General features: G+C 69.4%; 15 protein-coding genes and 1 pseudogene. 9 read left to right on the top strand and 7 right to left on the bottom strand.

Annotated elements, in window-relative coordinates; genetic code table 11:
* Window positions 1-121 precede the first annotated feature (121 nt).
* The 3 genes and pseudogenes from AB0B45_RS13985 to AB0B45_RS13975 all read left to right on the top strand — a co-directional run.
* On the top strand, window positions 122-2,467 hold the full coding sequence (locus tag AB0B45_RS13985; protein WP_358129780.1) for a M9 family metallopeptidase: 2,346 nt from the start codon (window positions 122-124) through the stop codon (window positions 2,465-2,467).
* Window positions 2,468-2,705: 238 nt separating this feature from the next.
* Complete coding sequence (locus AB0B45_RS13980; protein ID WP_358129778.1) at window positions 2,706-3,185, top strand: hypothetical protein; 480 nt, start codon at window positions 2,706-2,708, stop codon at window positions 3,183-3,185.
* 323 nt (window positions 3,186-3,508) lie between these two features.
* Window positions 3,509-3,688: pseudogene (locus AB0B45_RS13975) on the top strand (IS5/IS1182 family transposase); the annotation flags it as partial.
* Window positions 3,689-3,700: 12 nt separating this feature from the next.
* Here the strand turns inward: AB0B45_RS13975 and AB0B45_RS13970 are convergent.
* Window positions 3,701-3,928 (bottom strand): hypothetical protein, encoded by a 228-nt coding sequence (locus tag AB0B45_RS13970; protein WP_358129776.1) that lies wholly within the window; start codon window positions 3,926-3,928, stop codon window positions 3,701-3,703.
* A gap of 136 nt (window positions 3,929-4,064) precedes the next feature.
* On the opposite strand from AB0B45_RS13970, the gene AB0B45_RS13965 reads away from it, so the two are divergent.
* The 3 genes from AB0B45_RS13965 (at window position 4,065) to AB0B45_RS13955 (ending at window position 7,351) form a co-directional block, all read left to right on the top strand.
* Entirely contained in the window at window positions 4,065-4,604 is a 540-nt protein-coding gene (locus tag AB0B45_RS13965; protein WP_358129774.1) for a hypothetical protein, read from the top strand.
* A gap of 140 nt (window positions 4,605-4,744) precedes the next feature.
* A complete protein-coding gene (locus tag AB0B45_RS13960; protein ID WP_358129771.1) occupies window positions 4,745-6,124 on the top strand; it encodes a PepSY domain-containing protein in 1,380 nt (459 codons plus the stop codon).
* Between the two features lie 741 nt (window positions 6,125-6,865).
* Entirely contained in the window at window positions 6,866-7,351 is a 486-nt protein-coding gene (locus tag AB0B45_RS13955; RefSeq protein WP_358129768.1) for a GNAT family N-acetyltransferase, read from the top strand.
* 78 nt (window positions 7,352-7,429) lie between these two features.
* Here AB0B45_RS13955 and AB0B45_RS13950 read toward each other — a convergent pair whose 3' ends face one another.
* The 5 genes from AB0B45_RS13950 to AB0B45_RS13930 all read right to left on the bottom strand — a co-directional run bounded on the left by AB0B45_RS13950 (window position 7,430) and on the right by AB0B45_RS13930 (window position 11,417).
* Complete coding sequence (locus AB0B45_RS13950) at window positions 7,430-8,851, bottom strand: PLP-dependent aminotransferase family protein (protein WP_358129765.1); 1,422 nt, start codon at window positions 8,849-8,851, stop codon at window positions 7,430-7,432.
* 384 nt (window positions 8,852-9,235) lie between these two features.
* Window positions 9,236-9,367 (bottom strand): hypothetical protein, encoded by a 132-nt coding sequence (locus tag AB0B45_RS13945; RefSeq protein ID WP_358129762.1) that lies wholly within the window; start codon window positions 9,365-9,367, stop codon window positions 9,236-9,238.
* Window positions 9,368-9,621: 254 nt separating this feature from the next.
* Window positions 9,622-10,074 (bottom strand): DUF1801 domain-containing protein, encoded by a 453-nt coding sequence (locus AB0B45_RS13940; RefSeq protein WP_358129761.1) that lies wholly within the window; start codon window positions 10,072-10,074, stop codon window positions 9,622-9,624.
* 144 nt (window positions 10,075-10,218) lie between these two features.
* Window positions 10,219-10,884: a glyoxalase gene (locus AB0B45_RS13935; protein ID WP_358129758.1), complete on the bottom strand. Its 666-nt coding sequence runs from the start codon at window positions 10,882-10,884 to the stop codon at window positions 10,219-10,221.
* Between the two features lie 176 nt (window positions 10,885-11,060).
* The gene (locus AB0B45_RS13930; RefSeq protein WP_358129756.1) at window positions 11,061-11,417 is read right to left on the bottom strand and encodes a VOC family protein; all 357 of its coding nucleotides are present in this window, start codon (window positions 11,415-11,417) and stop codon (window positions 11,061-11,063) included.
* 145 nt (window positions 11,418-11,562) lie between these two features.
* Here AB0B45_RS13930 and AB0B45_RS13925 point away from each other — a divergent pair, with 145 nt between their 5' ends.
* On the top strand, window positions 11,563-14,361 hold the full coding sequence (locus AB0B45_RS13925) for a LuxR C-terminal-related transcriptional regulator (protein WP_358129753.1): 2,799 nt from the start codon (window positions 11,563-11,565) through the stop codon (window positions 14,359-14,361).
* Window positions 14,362-14,542: 181 nt separating this feature from the next.
* Here AB0B45_RS13925 and AB0B45_RS13920 read toward each other — a convergent pair whose 3' ends face one another.
* The gene (locus AB0B45_RS13920) at window positions 14,543-15,493 is read right to left on the bottom strand and encodes a winged helix-turn-helix domain-containing protein (RefSeq protein ID WP_358129751.1); all 951 of its coding nucleotides are present in this window, start codon (window positions 15,491-15,493) and stop codon (window positions 14,543-14,545) included.
* 58 nt (window positions 15,494-15,551) lie between these two features.
* Between AB0B45_RS13920 and AB0B45_RS13915 the strand changes: the two genes are divergently transcribed.
* Together AB0B45_RS13915 and AB0B45_RS13910 are read left to right on the top strand one after the other, a co-directional pair.
* Window positions 15,552-16,733: an MFS transporter gene (locus AB0B45_RS13915; protein WP_358129748.1), complete on the top strand. Its 1,182-nt coding sequence runs from the start codon at window positions 15,552-15,554 to the stop codon at window positions 16,731-16,733.
* Between the two features lie 414 nt (window positions 16,734-17,147).
* Window positions 17,148-18,341, top strand: coding sequence for a hypothetical protein (locus AB0B45_RS13910; RefSeq protein WP_358129745.1), 1,194 nt, complete (start codon window positions 17,148-17,150; stop codon window positions 18,339-18,341).
* Window positions 18,342-18,806 lie beyond the last annotated feature (465 nt).

The raw sequence follows: 18,806 nt of genomic DNA, 5'->3' as shown, positions 1-18,806 counted from the left end.
ATGAACGTGAGCCTTGCGCATGTATGACTGTTGTGTCATTTTACATGTCATATAGCTAACAGCGGCTGGCCGAGAAATCGGGGGCCGGTCGCGCCGCTCCCAAACCCCCCAGGAGCTGGCAGTGCGAAAGACAGCGTTCTTACGCCAATCCGCGGCGAAGGCGGCACTGGTCGCCTTGATGCTCGGACTCGGAACAAGCACGCAAGCCGTGCTCGCGACGGCTTCCGCGGCCGAGACGACCTCCACCACGACTACCCTCAAGACCACGACAAGGGCCACCGAGCCGCCACCCACCCGCGACGTCACCGGCAGAGATCTGGGCCTGCCGGCCCACGAGCGGCACACCGCGCTCCCGATCGAGGAGCGCGCCCCCCTGCCCGCGTCGAAAGACGAGTTACGGCGAGACTACGACACCCCGGGCGCCTTGAAGATCACCCAGAAGAGGCCGTCCGACACCGGCCAGAAGGCCAAGACTGCGGCCCAGTTGGCGTCCGCGGTCGCCGAGACCTGCGACGTGTCCGACTTCACCGGCAACACCGGCGACGCCCTGGTCGCCGCCATCAAGGCGTCCGCGACGAGCTGCGTCAACACGCTGTTCACCCTGACGGGAACCGATGCCGCGGGCGCCTTCCGGGAGGCGCAGATGGTCACCGTGGCCAACGCCTACAGGACCAACGCGCTGTCCTACACCGGCGACAACAGCGCCGGCACCGCCCAGCTCGTGCTCTACCTGCGCGCCGGTTACTACGTGCAGTGGTACCACCAGCAGGACGTCGGCCCGTACGGCGACGTGCTGCGAGACGCGATCAGGCCCGCCCTCGACGCGTTCTTCGCCTCCAGCCACTCCCGCGACGTCAGCGACATCAACGGCGAGATCCTCAGCGAGTCCGTCACCCTGATCGACAGCGCCGGGCAGAACGCCCGCTACCTCGACGTCGTCAAGCGGCTGCTCAACGACTACGACAGCTCCTACGACAATTTCTGGTGGATGCGGAACGCGGTCAACGCCGTCTTCACGGTGCTGTTCCGCGGGCACTCGATCGCGGAGTTCGTCTCGAACGTGCAGTCCGACACCAGCGTGCTCGACACCCTCCAGTCGTTCGCGTCCCGTCATCTCGACCTGCTCGGCACCGGCTCGGCCTTCCTCACCAGGAACGCCGGCCGCGAACTGGCCCGCTTCCTGCAACACACCACCCTGCGGGACACGGTCCGGCCGAAGGTCAAGTCTCTGCTGGACCAGACCTCCATCACCGGCACGACGGCGCCGCTCTGGGTCGGTCTCGCCGAGATGGCCGACTTCTACGACCGGGCGAACTGCTCCTCCTACGGCGTCTGCGACCTGGCGAACCGGCTGAAGGCGGCCGCGCTGCCGGTCAGTCACACCTGCAGCCCCAGCCTCCGCGTCCTGGCCCAGGAGATCAACGCCGAGCAGCTCTCCGCGTCCTGCGCCAGCCTGCGGAACCAGGACGCCTACTTCCACAACCTCGTCGCTTCCGGCGGCCGGCCGGTGGCCGACGACAACAACACCACCCTCGAAGTGGTCGTCTTCGACTCCCCCGCCGACTACCAGACCTACGCGGGCGCGATCTACGGCATCGACACCAACAACGGCGGCATGTATCTGGAGGGCGATCCCTCGGCAGCGGGCAACCAGCCCCGGTTCATCGCCTACGAGGCCACCTGGGTGCGCCCGGCCTTCGAGATCTGGAACCTCAACCACGAGTACACCCACTACCTCGACGGCCGGTACGACATGTACGGCGACTTCGGCGCCGGGTCGACGACGCCGACGGTCTGGTGGAGTGAGGGCCTGGCCGAATACGTGTCCTGGTCCTACCAGAACCGGCCCAACACCACCGCCTACACCGAGGCAGGCAAGCACACCTACAAGCTCAGTCAGCTGTTCGACACAGTCTACGGCCAGGGCGAGACGCGCATCTACACCTGGGGCTACCTCGCGGTCCGCTACATGTTCGAAAGGCAGCGGGCCGAGGTCGGCACACTGCTCGGCAACTACCGCACGGGCAATTGGAACGCCGCCCGGACCTACCTCGCCTCACTCGACCACGACGCCGACTGGGAAGCCTGGTTGACCGCCTGCGCCGCGGGCGAATGCGCGTCCGCGCCCGTCCTGCCGGACTGCCCAGGCCAGGACATCCGCGCCATGGGCAAGAACTGCAAGCGCGCCAACGCCTCACACACCGTGCAGAACTACGCCTACTTCTACATCTGGCTTCCCCAGGGCACTACGCAACTCAAAATCACCGCGTCCGGCGGTACAGGCAACGCCGACCTCTACTTCAACAAGAACAACTGGGCGACGACCAACTCCTACACCGCGAAATCCACCAATTCCGGTAACAGCGAGACGCTGACCGTCACCGATCTCAACCCCAACGGCTGGAACCATCTCAGCCTCTACGGTGTCACCGACTTCAGCGGCGTGACCGTCACCACCGAATACTGATTCCTCCTCACTCCCCGGTGCGGTTCGGGCGCGATTTTCGCGCCCGAACCGCACCGGACCCATGTCCGCCCATCCCTTTCCCCTATTGCGGACTGTCCGATTTGAACGTTCCAAACTTTCCATGTGATTCTCGTGCAGTTTCCTTGGTGATCACTGTTAAGTCATGTCACGTGTGACATATTACAAATGTCAGGCGCGTGGCACGGGGCCGCGCGCTCGGTCATCAAAGGGGAACTCGTTGAAGCAGATCGTCAAGCGTGGAGCCGCAGTACTCGCCGCAGGTGTGGCGATGGCGGGGGCGCTCGCGGTGAGCAGCCCGGCATCCGCCGCCACGACCACGACCACCTGCAGTGACAGCATCCTGATCTCGGGCCTGCGCACCAAGGCCTGCGTGGATGTCACCGGCACCCAGGCGCGGTTCTACGGCACCGTCGGCGCCCCCGGCATCGCGGAGCCGGGGCCCGGCGGAGTCATCACCCCGCAGCGCGCAGAGGTGGAGGTGTCCGGCCAGATCGTCGGTGGCCTCTTCCTCGGCTCTCGGCGGCAGTCGGTGAGCATCTGGAACAACACCGTGACCGTCGAGGGCGTCACCGCGGCCGCACCCTGCGGATCGACGGTGCGCGCCGAGGTCAAGCTGTCGCAGGGCCCGGCGGGTCCCGGCCGGCCTGGTTTCCAGGGCCCGGCGTCCGTCACGGTGGACGTGCCGATCGGCTGCTGAAACAGGTCGGCGGCGTCTCGGCCAGGGAACGGGCTGAGTGCCCGCGACGCGGACCCTGCTTTCGCACTCCGCGTCTACCCACGCATGATGCCTGACTCCCATGAACGTCCCGGGCACGCGACCGACAACCGGCCGTTCGGGCCTCGGCCTGCCACCGCGAGCGCCGAGGCCTGCACGACAGGGAGCCGGCACTGTGTTCCCGCGTCGTTTCCTGCGTCGCGGAGGAGCGGCTGACGCTGTTGCCGGTGGTGATCGCGCTGGCGATCGCAGGACATCCGGCGCACCGGCGCCCTGCTCGTCTTCGCCCTCACCCTGCTACCCGCGCCGGCCGCCCGCCGGTTCGGCCCGTGGCGCGTGTGCCCCGGGAGTACGGCTTGTCGTACTCCCGGGGCAACCGCGCCTGACTGCGCAGTCGTGGTATCCGGGCGGTCATCCCAGAAGGGAGCGATCAGGCGGCCAACCGCAAGAAACGCGGCTCACGCGGAGGCCGCCCCATCCGCCACGCTGACCCGGCTCTAGTGGCCTGCATGCGTAGCGTGCTGCTGCGGCCTGTCCTTCACCCAGTGCAATGTCGTCTGGGTTCGATCGCGCAGCGAGGTGAGCACCGCCGCCAACCCCTCGTGATCCATATAGGCCGTGTCCTCGATGGAGGTCGCGTGTCGCATCGCCTGGCCTGTCAGCGTGTGCAGCTCCTCCAGAGCTTGGATGATGTCCCGGCTTTCCTGAGGATTCAGATCACACATGGCCTCGACCGTAAACGGCCTTCGGCAGCCTGCCCAGACACGTACCCGGTGGTGTTACCTTCCCTGGACGTGGTGTCCAGGGCCGCGCGCATGGCAGCATATGCGGGTGCATGTCGGTCGGCCTCTTCTGCGCGCTTTGCGTGCCACGGCGTTCGCCGTGGTCTGCGTGCTGGTGTCGGCGGCCCTCCACGTGCTGGCCGGGGGCACCGCCGTACGGCCGGGCATCCTGGCCGGGGCAGTGACGCTGACCTGGGCCGGAGCTTTCCTCCTCGGCCGGCGTCAGCGAGGCATGGGCACACTGCTCGCAGCGTGCTTCGCCGCGCAGTACGGCATGCACCACCTGTTCACCGCCGGTGCCGAGACCCTGCCGCCTGCCTCGCTCGACCACGCCCACGACGGCAGTGGCCTGAGCATGCTCCTGGTCCACGTCGCCGTCGCCGTCATGTCGTCCTGGTGGCTGGATCGAGGCGATACGGCCCTGGCCACCATCCTGCGCCTGGCCGTCACGTCGCTCGGTGCGCTCTGGGCAGGATTGCTCATCCTCGCGAGTGCGCCGGTCGAATCCCGCCTGCCGCGCCGTCCTCGGGTGGAGCACGAGACGGAGCGGCTGCGGCGCCTCCTGCTCGGCTCCGGCGTCAGCCGGCGCGGTCCTCCCACGCTTGTCTCCGTTCTCTGATCGGGCTGTAGCCCGACCCGCGGGCCGCGGCCGGCCTCTGCCGTCGCGCCCGTCTCCCGCCACGCCGTTGCGTGGCTGAACCCCCACTCGAGGTGGCGCGTACCTGTCGATGTGCGCGTCCCCCTGAACGGAGATCCCCCTTGACTTCTACCGACGTGCGCCCTGTCGCCGACCCTGAGCAGTCGCCCGGACGAGCGACCGCGTGGACCGCCCTCAAGCCTCTGGTCCTGCGGTTGCACTTCTACGCCGGGATCCTCATCGCTCCCTTCCTCCTCGTCGCCGCCACCACCGGCCTCCTGTACGCGGCGTCCTTCCAGATCGAGCAGGTCGTCTACCGGCACGAACTCACCACTCCGGTGGGCGAGTCCAGGCTGCCGCTCACCCAGCAGGTCGCCGCCGCGCGGACGGCCCGCCCGGACGGCAAGGTCACAGCGGTACGGCCGGCGGACGAGCGCGACTCCACCACGCGGGTGCTGATGGACGTGCCAGGACTGCCGGAAAGCACCCAGCTGGCGGTCTTCGTCGACCCGTACACCGGCCAGGTGCGCGGCATGCTGGACAGCTACGGCAGCTCGGGCGCGCTCCCTGTCCGCGCCTGGATCTCCGGCTTGCACCGTCACCTGCACCTGGGCGAACCGGGCCGGATCTACAGCGAGCTGGCGGCCAGCTGGCTGTGGATCGTCGCCCTGGGCGGCTTGGTTCTGTGGATCACCAGGCGCCGCCGCAACCGCCGCCTGCGCGGACTCATCGCTCCCGATCGCTCGCTTGCCGGAGCACGCCGCCGCCTGTCCTGGCACGGGTCGGTGGGCCTGTGGGCGGTGGTGGGCCTGCTCTTCCTCTCCGCCACCGGCTTGACGTGGTCGAAGTACGCCGGAGAGAACGTCGACGGGCTTCGCGCCGCGCTCGGCTGGACCACTCCCACGATCTCCACCTCCTCCGGCGACCACGCCGCCCACTCCGCAAGCGGCGGCCACCAGCACGGCGGTTCACGTGCGGACGTGGACCGGGTCGCCCGGGCCGCGGCAGGCAAGGGCCTGTCGGGCCCGCTGGAGATCGTCTGGCCCGCCGAGGCAGGCGCTCCCTACCTCGTCAAGGAGATCGACAAGAGCGTCCCCCAACGTCTGGACCAGGTGGCCGTCGACGCCACCACCGGCCAGGTGAGCGCCGAACTGCGCTTCGCCGACTATCCTCTCGCGGCCAAGCTCACCAGGTGGGGCATCGACGGTCACATGGGCCTGCTGTTCGGCCTGGCCAACCAGCTCCTGCTGGCCCTCCTCGCCAGCGGCGTGATCACGCTCATCGTGCTCGGCTACCGCATGTGGTGGCAGCGCCGCCCGACCCGCGGCTTCGGCAAGCCGTACCCGCGCGGCGGATGGCGGAAGGTGCACAGGGCCGTCCTGGTGCCGCTGTTCCTGCTCTCCGTGGCCGTCGGCTGGTTCCTGCCTCTGATGGGGATCTCGCTGGCTGTCTTCCTGATGATCGATGTCCTGCTCGGCGTTCATGCCCGGTTGAGATCATGAGGTTCGCGGGATCGCCTGCGCGCTGAGCTTCTCCCCTGGTGGGTCGTCTTGGGGTTCGGGTCGCCTTACTTTCCTTGACTTGCCCGATTGGCCTTGAAACGGTCACGTTGGGCAGGCGGGAGGAGGGTCCCGGTGTCACAGCAGGCGCCGAGATCGGCACGCTCTCGTGTCGGCGTGTTCGGCTCATGGGCCGAACACGTGGCGGGGTTCGCCTCGTTCGTGGTCGTTCCCGGAGCGTGGGCGTTGATTGGCTGGGCGTGGGCGGGCTTGGGCGGTGCCGTCGCAGGCGCCGCAGCCGGCTTCGTCACGGCCGGCATCCTCGCAACGGCGATCTACCGAACGTCCCAATGGCTTCACGGGTGAGTCACACGAACACGTCACCCGCGCAGCCGTAACCGCCGCCCGCCGCGGACCAGGCGCCCGGCGACATCGAACAGGCGCAGCCGCAGTCGCTTGGGCTCCTAGCGGCGGGTGGGCCCGTCCAGGACGATCATCTGCATCCAAACCGGCTCGGGGCCGTTCAGGCCCGTCCACAGCGAGCCCTTGCCCAGGCTGCGGCTACTGTCCAGGATCCAACGGCGTTCACCAGCAGGCACAAACGGTGCTCGTCCAGCCGAACGTTGATGTGGACACCGTCGGCCCACAGACATCCGATCTGAATCAGGCGTCAACCCCGATCTCGACATCCATGGGGCCGTCGACTGTTTTTTCACGAGGGAGTCCGGTGCCAGACTGCCGATCATGAATGGTGAACAGGCTTCTGTTGCGATCCGGCCCTACCGAGACGAGGATCGCGATGCCATCGTCACGCTGGCCCCACGCCTGACCGAAGGAGTCGCGGCCTGGCGGGATGCCGATGCCGTGGCCGTGGCTGTGCGCGGCTGGGTCACCGGTTCCCTGGAGGAGAGCGATAGTGATGATCACGGGGTGCTCGTGGCAGTCCGCCAGGGCTGCGTCGCCGGCTTTGTCACCGTGACCACCCGTCGGCACTTCACCGGCCAGGTGGACGCCTACATCGGCGAGCTCGTCGTCTCCGCCGAGGTGGAGGGCATGGGTGTCGGACGCGCTCTGGTGGACGCCGCCGAGTCCTGGGCGCGCGGGCGCGGGCGGTGTCCGGCGTCACCACCCCCGATCTCGGCTGGACGTCCCAGGGCAGGAAAGCGACCCGCTCGTCGTAAGGCGTGCGGTTCTGCACGCAGCGGAACAGGCAGCCGAGCATCCGATTGAAGGCATTGCGCAACGCGCCGGAATGCCGGTCACCCTCGGCGCGCTGGTCGGGGGCGTTTCCGCAGGTCGCGTTGCTTGCTACATGCGTTCCCGCAGAGCCCTGACGAGTGCGCTGAGGGCGCTGCTATAGGCGTGTTCGGCTGGGGTCGCGTAGCCGATGACGATGGCGAGTGGGGCCTCCTGCGGCCGGTGGTAGAAGGGCGAGATGCCTTCGACATGGATGCCGCGTTCGGCCAGAAAGCCGAGAAGCGGGGCCTCGTGGTCCGAATCGGCGGGGAGGCGGAGGACAGCGTGCAGGCCGGCGGCGATGCCGGAGAGCCGTCCGTGCGGCAGATGCCGGTTGACGGCCTCGCCGAGAAGATCCCGTCGCCGACGGTAGCGGGCTCGGCAGCGGCGCACGTGCCGGTCGAGTTCGCCGGTCTGTATGAGCCGCGCGAGCACGAGCTGGTCGATGACGTTGACGGAGGACTCGTCCCAGCGCGTTGCCTCCCGCAGCGGGGCGAGGAGGCTGCTGGGCAGGACGAGCCAGGCCAGACGCAGGCCAGGAGCGATGGTCTTGCTGGCGGTTCCGACGTAGATGACCCGGTCGGGAGCCATACCTTGGAGCGCGCCGACAGGTTGGCGATCGTAACGGAACTCGCCGTCATAGTCGTCCTCCATGATGAATCCGCCGGCTCGCCTGGCCCACGACACCAGCTCGACGCGCCGGGCAGGGCTCAGCGTGACCCCGAGCGGGTACTGATGGGCGGGAGTGACGACGACGGCGGTTTCGTTCGTGAGCTCCTCGACGATCAGCCCGTCCCGGTCGATGGGGATGCGACGCGCCCGGTGTCCCATCTGCTCGGCGAGCGCGGGGTAGTCGGGCTCGGTCGGGTCTTCGAAGGCGAGCGCGCCCGCAGAGCCGACGAGGTGTCGGAGGACCTGGCACACCAGTCGCAGCGCATGGGCATAGCCGGCACATACCACGATGTGGGCGGGCGTGGTGCTGACGCCGCGGGCCCGGCCGAGGTATTCGGCCAGCGCCTGCCGGAGCTCGATGATGCCCGTTCGCTCTCGGTAGCCGAATGCGGTGTTGGGGGCGGTCTGCATGATGTGCCGGGTGGCGGCGAGCCACTCGCGTCGCGGGAACGCGGCAAGGTCGGGAAAGCCGGACCGGAGATCGATCCCCCGCACGGGCCTCAGGGTGGTATGCGGCGGCTGTGCGGTCTCCACGGGCGGGGCGGCGGTGGGCTGAGGAGCGACGCGAATGCCCGACCGCGGCTTCGACTCCAGATATCCCTCGGCGACGAGTTGGTCCAGGGCTTGGGTGACGGTGCCGCGTGCGATCCCGAGATCACGAGCGAGCGCCCGCGACGAGGGCAGCCGTGTTCCCGACGGGAGCCGGCCACTTCGCACGGCGTCACGCAAGGCGTGTTCGAGCCCGGCCCGCAGGCCATGCCCTGCGCCGGGCCGGAGATGAACGTGGAGATCCAATCCCCATCTGGACCACTGATCCTCCATAGATCTGGACTATATCCCTGAGCCAGATGTTCTCTACGTTTTCAGGTATGAGACACCTAGCTGCGGCCGTCGGGCTCACGAACCATCTCCTCGGGCAGGCATCCCCCACGGCTTCGGGATCGCCAACCGGCGCGTCCCCGGAACGATCACGCGATGACCGGCTGTGGGGTATCGCGCGGTGGGCCAGAAGCACTGGTGGCGGGGGCGAGCCCGTCCCACGGGCGTGACGAATCCGGGTCCGGCTACGAGCCGCTGACCCTGTGCGGCGGGTGGGCTCGTCCTTCATCTCCTGCTGGAGACGTCAGCACGCAGGCAGAGCCGGGTGGGGTGTCCAGCGAGCTCGCCGAACATCACTTCGCGATCGAGGCGCTGTTCTGTTCCGGGTCACTCGATTGTCTGCTCAGACCAGCGGAGCAGGAACAGGACTCTGGCCTCACCCTCGGCGAGCTCGCCGCGTCGCTGCACGACGACCTCGGCCTCCAGCCCGGGACTCCCCACGAGCCCTCGGATCGCCACGGTGACCTCCATGGGTTCGCCAGTCGCTGTACCGCCGCCCGCGGCACCGACCGGATGTCGTCCGGTACGAACCCCAGCCATGGCAACGTGCACAGCTGAACCGCCAGCCCCAGGCGCGCCCCGCCCCGCCCCGCCCCGCCTCAAGTTGTCGATGAACCCAGATCCTCCCCCGTCAGCGTGAAGAACCCGCCCACCGCGGGGAGCCGCCGAGCATGTAAAAAAGCCACAGGCCCAGCCCGTTCACCGGGCACGCCTCAGCTCACCGCCTGCTTCACCAGCGCGCTGATTTGTGCCTCCACTTCGCCCGTCACCTCGGTCAGAGCGAATGCGGCCGGCCACATCGTGCCCTCGTCCAGCTTCGCCTGGTCACTGAACCCGAGCGTCGCGTAGCGCGTCTTGAACTTCTCCGCGCTCTGGAAGTGGCAGACGATTTTGCCGTCCAGCGCGTAGGCGGGCATCCCATACCAGAGCTTCGGCGCAAGGACCGGGGCGCTGGCCGTGATGACGGCATGGACGCGCTCGGCCATGACCCGGTCGGAGTCCTGCATCTCGGCGATCTTCGCGAGCACCTCCCGCTCCGCCTCCGCCGCCTTGTCCGCGCGCGAGCTGCGGCGCACAGCCGTCTTCCCCTCTTGGGCGCGGTCCTTCATCGCGGCCCGCTCCTCGGCCGTGAATCCCTCGTACGTGTTGCTTTCGGTGTTGCTCATGGCAGATTCATCCTTGAGGATCTTGTTGTGGTGGATCTTGAGAAGGGACTTTGTGGCCCTGTGCCTGGGTCGGTGCCACCGGTGCGTGGCGTCAGGCCTGCGAGAGCCGGGCGGCGATCGCGATTGCCGTCCGGCCGCTGTAAGTTACAGGACGACCTCGGCTTCGCCGGCATGCGCGATGAGGTGACCGTGCTGCTCGCGTGAGGCCGAGGCGGCCTCCCACTCGAACCCGTCCGGGTCGGTGGAGGTTCCGGCATCGCTGCCGATGACGATCCGGTGTGATCCGGTGCCGTCCGGGGAGACGCCGGCGTCCTTGGCAGCGGTACGGCGCCCGTAGAGCGCCAGCTTGACGGGCGAGGCGGCGAACTCGACGTACTTGCGGCCAAAGCTCTTGGCCACCGGCAGGCCACGCTCGACGTAGAACCGTTTGGTCGCGGCGACGTCAGCGACTCCCAGCAGGAGCACGATGTCGTCGATTTGCCGGGTGACCGGGCCGGTGTCCTTCTTCGACGACGACGCGATCTTCCAGATCGTGCCGTACGGGTCCAGTAGGACACCGCCGTAGCCCCAGAACCCCTTCGTGGCTGGCTTCAGTGTCGTCGCGCCGGCGTCGAGGGCGGTGCCGAAGAGGCTGTCCACGGTGCTCGGCTGGGACACCACGAGCGACATGGCGAACCCACGAAAGCCGGTCGTCGGTGCCTGCGAGGCGCGTGCGCGTACGTGGGTTCCCACACCGAAAGCGGTGGCGTAGAAGTCGTCTGCGACCGTGGGGTCGGGGACTTCGAGGGTGACAAAGGGGATGGAGGTCATAGCAGTCTCCTTCGCGAAAATGGGCTTGTCGTCCGGTCGGTGGCCATCACGCCGCGGATGTGGCAGGCGTGGGTTCGTCACCGGCAAAGATCCCGAGCCGTGTTCGATGTTCGCCGACGGGTCAGCGCCGCTCGCTCACGCGAACCATGTAGCCCGCGGGAGCGAGGAGCCGGCACTCATCGGTCCTGAAGCAGCCCGAGGACGTTGCCGTCGGGGTCTGTGACGGTGGCCACCAGGCGGCCGCCACCGACGTCGTGCGCTGCCTCCTTCACGACGGCACCGGCGGCGGTCACCTCGGCCAGCTTCGCCTCGATGTCGTTCACGTGCCAGTAGGCCACCGGCGAGGTCATACCCTGCGGCCCACCGCCCGGCACCAGCCCGATGTGCTGACCCCCGACCTCGAAACCGACGTAGTAGGACGAGTCACTCTCCGGTGGGACACCGAGCAGGGCCGCGTAGACCGCCTTGGCCTTCGCCAGGTCGGACACGGGATGCAGCACCGTCGTGATTCCCCGGGCGGAAGAGCCGGTCATGGTCACTCCTGAAGTCGTGGGCCGCAATCGACCCGGTCTGTACGTGTTCACAGCATGTCCTCCGGCGCGGCCGGTCCGCATCCGTGGCGACCACGGACCCCACCACGGATCCGGAGTACGGAGGGGTTTACGGCAGAATGGGACTGTGGGGGCAATAGTGGATATTTCGGCTCGGGAGACCGAGGTGCTGGAACTGGTCGGGGAGCATCTCAGCAACGCCGAGATCGGGGCACGGCTGTTCATCTCGGTGCGTACTGTGGAGAGCCACGTCTCCTCGCTCCTGCGCAAGCTGGAGATGCCGGACCGGCGGGCGCTCGCCCTGCGCGCGTCCGCGCCGACCCGCGACGACCGATCTCACCCGGCACCGGGACTGCCGGCTCCGCTGACGTCGTTCGTCGGCAGGGTGAGCGAGCGGGCCGAGCTGACCGACATGATCAAGGCACATCGGCAGGTGACCGCGGTCGGCCCCGGCGGAGTGGGCAAGACCCGGCTCGCGTTGACAGTGGCCGCGGAAGCGGCCGGCGAGTACGCCGACGGAGTATGGTTCGTCGACCTGGTCCCGATCACCGACCCGACCGCGGTTGCGACCGCGGTCGGCGCGGCGCTCGGCCTCGGCGAGCAGCCCGGCCGCAGTATGACCGAGTCGGTGATCGCCGCGCTGGCCGACCATCAAGCCTTACTGGTGCTGGACAACTGCGAGCAGGTACAGGACGGGGTGGCGCTGTTTCTCGAGCGGCTGCTCGCGACGTGCCCTCGCGTGACGGTGCTGGCGACCAGCCGAGCCCGCTTGATGGTGCCGTTCGAACGGGTGTACCCGGTCCCGCCACTGTCGCTGGCCGCAGACGGCGAGTCGGACGCGGTCGCGCTGTTCATGGAGCGGGCGGCAGCGGTCGGCTGGCCGCTCGATCCTCCACTGCGCGACCACATCGCCTCGATCTGTGAACGGCTGGACGGAATGGCGCTGGCGATCGAGCTGGCCGCCGCCCGGTACCCCACGCTCGGGCTGGACGGCCTCACCGCCGCCCTGTCCCACCCGCTCCGGATGCTCACCGGCGGCTCCCGTGCCGATGAGCGGCACCGCTCGGTGCGGGCGGCGCTGGACTGGAGCCACGCCCTGCTGGAGCCGGCCGACCGGGCGCTCCTGCGGCAGGTGTCGGTGTTCGTGGCGCCGTTCACCGCCCCGGCGGTGGCGGAGGTCGCCGGGTCCGAGGAAGGCATTGTCGCCGACGGACTGGCCCGGCTCGCCGAACAGAGCCTGCTGGTGGTGACGGCGTCCCCGGGCGGGACCACGTATCGGGCGCTGGAGACCATCCGCCAGTACGGAAGGGAACGGCTCACCGAGGCCGGTGAGCTGGTCGACGCTCGATCCCGGCATCTTCGCTGGTGTCTGGCCAAGGCCGCCGACCTGTCGGTGGTGGGAGCCGACTGGCGGGCCCGGTTCGACGCGGTTGCGGACGACCTCCGCGCCGCCCTGGCGTGGGCGGCAAACGAGCAGGAGCATCGCGCGGACGCGTACCGCCTCGCCCGACACCTGGCGGAGCTGACCTTCACCCGCAACCTGGTCGGCGAGTCCCAGCAGCGGTACGAGCAGGCGGCCGCGCTCGCCGACGACCCTGCCGCCACCACATCGATGCTCCGGCACGCCGCGAACGTGGCCGGCTGCCGGACGCGTGGTGATGACATGTACCGCCTCCACCAAGCCGCCGCGGACGCCGCCCGCCGATCCGGGGACACCGCCGGCGCCGCCTGTGACCTGGCGACCGCCGCCACCACCGCGTACCGGTTCTCGAGCAAGTTCGTGCGGGTCCCTCCCCAGGAGGAGGCCATCGCGCTGATCACCGAGGCACGTGAGCTGGCCGGCGACGACCCGGCCGCGCAGGCGGCGGTGGCGCTGGCCGAGGCCGGGGTGCTCACCGACGCGTTCGGCGCCGCTCAGGGCCCGCCCGACAACGCCGTCCCGGAGACGCTTGAGCGCGCCGAGCGGGCGGTCGAACTCGCCCGCCGTACCGGCGACCCGCTCGTCGAGTCCGCCGCACTCGACGCGCTCACCGCCGCCCAGAGCTGGGCCGGTGACACGTTCGCCACCGCCGCCACAGCCCAGCGCCGAATCACGCTGTTCTCCTCCACACCGGACACTCCGGCCGGCACCCACGAGTTGATCGACGCGCTTGGTATGGCCACCCAGACCAGCCTCGGCGTGGGGAACCTTCCGGACGCCCAACGGTGGGCGCGACAACTCGCCGACCATCCGTCACTGGCCGAGGTTGGCCACCGTGCCACGAGCTGGCTGCTGGTCGCCGACGCGTTGGCGGGCGACGTCGACGAGGTGCTCACCGGCAGCACCCGCTTCCTCGACGCGTGGCAGCGGGCCGGCAGCCCGGCCAGTTCGGCGCTCGGCCCGGCAGCGGCCGCGGTGGCGATGATCCACGACCTCCGCGACGACCACCCCGCCGAGCGTGAATGGCGGGCGGTCCTGGATCAGCTCGGCGACTCACCAGAGCGCACCTACGGCTACGGGGCGGTCTTCGACGCGATGACGATGCTCCACCGCGGACAGGTTGGGGAGGCCCTGGAGCGGATGGCGCCCGAGCCGGCCGAGGTGTGGAAATGGGTCACCTGGATCTGGCTCCACTGGTACGTAGCGCTACGCGCCGAGGCCAGCGCGCTCGCCGGGAGCCCCGACGCCCGCGGCCGCCTGGCCGACGCCCGGACCATCACGGTCGGCAACCCGGTCGCCATCGCCATCGTGGAGCGGGCCGAAGCACTGCTCGACAACGACCAGGAGCGAGTGCTCGCCACCGCAGACGCGTTCGACGCCGCCGGCTGCCGCTACCAGTCGGCGCGGACCATGGTGCTCGCCGGCGGCCACCACGCCGCCCGCGGCGCCGCCGCGCTCGCCGATCTCGGCCTCTCCCCGATGGCCCTGCCCCGACACCCGCGATGACCTCTCCTGGGCATCCGTTGCGCCGCTCTGGTCGGCGGCGCGGATGTGGCCGATCAGGCCGAAGCTGTCGACGTCGATCTCGCCGTCCGGGCCGTACAGGTGCCACTGGCCGTCGGTGCGCCACAGGCACACGTCGGTGTCGTCCCAGGCCCGGACGGGCCGTTGGCCGGCGGCGCGCTTGTCACCGGTCGGCCAGGTCGTCGCCCAGGGAGGTGCGCCGGTAGAGCACCCGGCGTCCCGAGCGGGCACGAGTGACGAGGCCGGTGGAGAGCAGCACGGCGAGATGGTCGCCGACGCCGCCCATGCTCAGCCCCAGCCTGGCCGCCAGGTGACTCGGGCTGGCGGGGGCGTCGAGCTCTCTCAGAAGCGCGGCCCTGGTACGGCCGAGCAGTCGGTCCAGATCGCCCGGACTGCCGCTGCCCGAGGGCGTGCGCAGCCTGGCACTGCCCCTCGCTGGGTAGATGAGCGCGTACGTGGGCGGGTTGAGCGACAGCCACTGCGCGCCGTACGCAATAGGCGTCAAGCGCAGGCCCGTCCCCTCGAGCCGCAGCGACGGCCCGTCCATGTCACGCATCTCGATCCAGCCCTGATCGCTCCAGCACGGGTCCGGGCCGATGTCCTGAAGCGCATGCGACCAGCCGTAGGCGGCCAGCTGCCCCGCACGGTGGATCACGTCGGCCTCCAGGACCGCCCGTGTCGCGTCCCAGTCCGGCTCGAACAGCTCGCGCCAGAGCACGCGCATGCCCTGCGCGACTCTCGCACCCACGGCGGGACCGGGCAGCTCGTCGCCCACGCCGTAGCGGCCGAGCTGGTCACGGGCCACCTCGTCCGGTGTCTCGGCGACCGCGGCGAGCTCGTCCTCGATCATCGTGGCCATGCTGTTCTGCGGCACCGCCAGGAAGTCGGGCACACCGTGGCATCCGCGCAGGACCCGGGCGATGCCCGCCGCCTCCGGGCACTGGCGCAGCAGGCAGCGATAGCGGCCGTCGGCCGCCGCAGCCCATCGGGCGACGCCGTAGACCCGCCTGCCGCGCTCGGCGGCCAGCAGGGCGCCCACGATGTTGGCGGCCGGCGACATCACGAACCGGCTGGCCGCGAGGTCCTGCGAGCTCACAGCGATCTGGACGACCACGATTCGCCTCCCGGCGAAAAGATATCGTTGCGTGCGTTGATCGTCGAAGCTGCGGTGCATGGCCACGTATCGGCAAGTCTTCGGGGTGACGGAGTTCCGGGCGTTGTTCGGGCACCACGCGCTCGGCATCGCCGCCACGACCATGCAGTCCCTTGGCATCTCCGCTCTCGTCTATGCGCTGACCAGGTCCGCGTACCTGTCGGCCATCGCTTATCTCGCCGGTTTCCTTCCGCACGCGGTCGGCGGCCTGACCCTGCTGTCCTTCGCCGACCGCCTGCCGCCCCGTGCGTTGCTGATCGGCTGGAGCCTCGCCAGCGCGCTGGGTGCGGGCGTGCTCGCGCTCGACCGCCTGCCGGTCTGGGCGATGCTGGCCATCGTCGTGGCGCTGGGAGTCACCACGCCGGTCGCCGGGGCGGCCAAGCTCGCGCTTGTGGCCGACATCGTGCCGGAGGGCACCTATGTGCTGGCCCGCTCCGTCCTGAACGTGGCCGTCGGGATCATGCAGATCGTCGGCTTCGCGATCGGCGGCTCCGTGCTCGCCCTCGTCTCCCCCTCGGGCGCGCTGTGGTGCACGGCCGGCCTGTACGCCGGGGCGGCCGTCATCCTGCGCCTGTGGTTACCGGCCAGGCCGGCCAGGGCCGAGGGGCCGGCGACCGTCGGCGCCACGTGGCGCGGCACCCGCGATCTCTTCGCCGTGCCTGCCATCCGCGCACTGCTGATCGCGCAATGGTTGCCCAGCGGGATCATCGTAGGCGCCGAAGCGTTGTTCGTCGCCTACGTGGGCAACGCGGCCGGAGCCCCGTACTTCGCCTCGGCGGCCGGGATGCTCATCGGTGACGTAGTGGTGGGCCGCGTCCTCTCCGCGCGGCTGCGCTGGGCGACCGTGGTCCCCCTGATGGTGCTGCTGGCCGTGCCGTACCTGCTGTTCGTGCTGGGTCCTGGCGTCGCGGTCGCGGCCGTGCTCGCGGGGATCGCCTCCATCGGCTACGGCCACCACCTCGCCCTGCAGGAGAAGTACCTGGAGGTCGTGCCGGAGGAGGTCCGCGGGCAGGCGCTCGGGCTGGCCAACAGCGGCATGATGACGGGGCAGGGCGTGACGGCCGCCATGCTCGGCGGCGCGGCGCAGCTGACCGGCGCGGGCCAGGCCATCGCGCTGGCCGGAGCGTTGTCGCTCGTGTCGGCGCTCGCGCTGGCGCCCTTCCTCCGCACGAGCCGGCTCCGCCGGATTGCCACCGAATAGGTGGGGGTAGTGCCGCTCCGATGCCGGGAGGGAGAAACTCCATCCCAGCGAAGGTGGCGCCACATGTCGATCATCCGCCAGGTTCCCGCCGTCGACGCCGACGCACCGGTTCGGCATTCGACGTCAAGCCAACCCGGGCCGCCGAGCCTGCCTACATGAGCCACCTCACCGGACGTCCAGAAGGCCGCCGACGTCATACCGGCCAGTTGTCTGAGCCACGCCGTTTCCAGGATGATCCAGACGTCGAGTGAGGTGCACCGAAAGGCAACGATGAAGGCATTGCTGGTTTTCCTGGGCGTCGCCGCGGTGGGTTCGTTGGTCGCGGTCTTCCTGTTATTGCGGAACCCGGCGGACGGCGGTCCGGGTGAGGAGCGCGTGGCCTCAGGTTCCACCGCAGCCGCCTCCGCTTCCCCCGTGGCCCGAACGAGCGTCCTTCTGGATGTCGAGGGCGCCGTCATCGAGGAGTTCTCCGGCTACTGCGCGGACAGCGGGTATCCCTACCTCTGCCGGTATGTCAGAGAGCGGCTTCTCGCCGAGGACCCGCGGCTGCTCAGCCGCGACGGCCTGACGATCCAGACGACAATCGACCAGAGGCTTCAGCGGGCGGCGCAGCGGGCCATCGACGCCTACGTCCATCGCGACGACCCGCAGGTCGCCACCCAGGTCATGATCGTCCCAGGCGAAGGCGCCATCAGGGCCCTGGCCACCAGCCGTGGGGCTGCCGACGGGGCGGCCTTCCAGCAGGGCACGACAGCGATGCCTTACACCCTGACCGCCGCGCTCGCCGCCGGTCTGCGGTACGGCGACGGCTTCCTCATCTCGGACGAGTACCGCGCCCAGGGCTCCGCGACGTTCAGGAACTGCGCGGGCCAGGCTGTCGGCAATCCGGCCTACGCCATCTCGAACCGGGAGAAGGGCGGGGAGCGGTTCGCCACCCTGCGATCGGGCACCCAAGACGCGGTGAACACCTTCTACATGCGCTTGGGGGAGAAGGTCGGCCTGTGCGAGACCGTCAGGATGGCCGAGCGGCTCGGGCTCAGGCACGCCGAAGGGACGCCGCTCCAGGAGGTGGAGACGTTCACGCTGGGAGTCAACGAGGCCGACCCCGTCTCGGTAGCCAACTCCTACGCGAGCCTCGCCGCCCGCGGCCGCTTCTGCGAGCCGACAGTGATCATGGAGATCCGCGACGGCTCAGGTGCCCCGCGCCTCTTCCCGCCGCGCTGCCGGCAAGTCCTGGACCCGGCGGTCGCCGACGCGGTCACCGGAGCGCTGTCGGACGTCCTGGCGAAGAGCACACTCAAGAGCGTCGGCCGCGAGGCGGCGGGCATGCCCGGTACAGCCGACAGCTTCACCGCCGCCTGGTACGCCGGCTACACCCCCGGCCTGGCCTCGGCCGTCAGCCTCGGCGACCCTCGCGGCGGGTACCCGTACCCGCTGATCGACGTCACCATCGGCGGCCGCCACTACCCGCAGGTGGACGGCACGTCGGTTCCTGGTCTGGTCTGGAAGGAGGCGATGGCCGAGGCGGTGCGCGGGACGCAGGAGACCGGCTTCGTCCGACCGGACGCCAAGCGCTTCGGCGCCTGCCGCGACGCCTGCCCGAACTGACCGCCACGGGCCCGACTCCCAAGAAGGCACAGAGGTCGAACACACCACATGACCGCGGACAACAGAAAGGTCCGCCGGTCCGGACTTCAAAAAGCCCAGATCATCGCGGACATGGCCTGGGCTTTCGTGTGGCGCGGCCGGAGGTACTCGAATCCCCGACCTTTTGATCCGTAGCCAGTTCGAGATCGTCCACGGACGTCTACCGCAGTCAGGAGCGCCTGCTTGGCGGTTTCTCCGGTGTGATCATCTTCCAGGGATGTGTACCGGCGTCCAGGGAGGTTGTTAGCAAGATCGGTTGGACGGTGACCGCCCCGGGGGCGACCTGCCAGTATTGCCGCTCTGTGATCAACCAGCCCGCTGAGCCGCGGGTACGAACGCGCGTAACCATTGGCGCCCCGCAGGCCGATCGAAACCAGGCGACGATCCACCGATCAACCGCTGGGTTCCGACCCGCTCATGAAACAC

Source organism: Nonomuraea sp. NPDC049152, from assembly GCF_040648355.1.
GTDB lineage: Bacteria > Actinomycetota > Actinomycetes > Streptosporangiales > Streptosporangiaceae > Nonomuraea.
This window is presented reverse-complemented; position numbering and strand designations above follow the sequence as displayed.

What these genes read in the sequence shown, in the direction of transcription:
- AB0B45_RS13970 (WP_358129776.1), bottom strand. Translation starts at nt 3,928, where the DNA reads ATGTGTGATCTGAATCCTCAGGAAAGCCGGGACATCATCCAAGCTCTG.
- AB0B45_RS13955 (WP_358129768.1), top strand. Translation starts at nt 6,866, where the DNA reads ATGAATGGTGAACAGGCTTCTGTTGCGATCCGGCCCTACCGAGACGAG.
- AB0B45_RS13950 (WP_358129765.1), bottom strand. Translation starts at nt 8,851, where the DNA reads ATGGAGGATCAGTGGTCCAGATGGGGATTGGATCTCCACGTTCATCTC.
- AB0B45_RS13940 (WP_358129761.1), bottom strand. Translation starts at nt 10,074, where the DNA reads ATGAGCAACACCGAAAGCAACACGTACGAGGGATTCACGGCCGAGGAG.
- AB0B45_RS13935 (WP_358129758.1), bottom strand. Translation starts at nt 10,884, where the DNA reads ATGACCTCCATCCCCTTTGTCACCCTCGAAGTCCCCGACCCCACGGTC.
- AB0B45_RS13930 (WP_358129756.1), bottom strand. Translation starts at nt 11,417, where the DNA reads ATGACCGGCTCTTCCGCCCGGGGAATCACGACGGTGCTGCATCCCGTG.
- AB0B45_RS13915 (WP_358129748.1), top strand. Translation starts at nt 15,552, where the DNA reads ATGGCCACGTATCGGCAAGTCTTCGGGGTGACGGAGTTCCGGGCGTTG.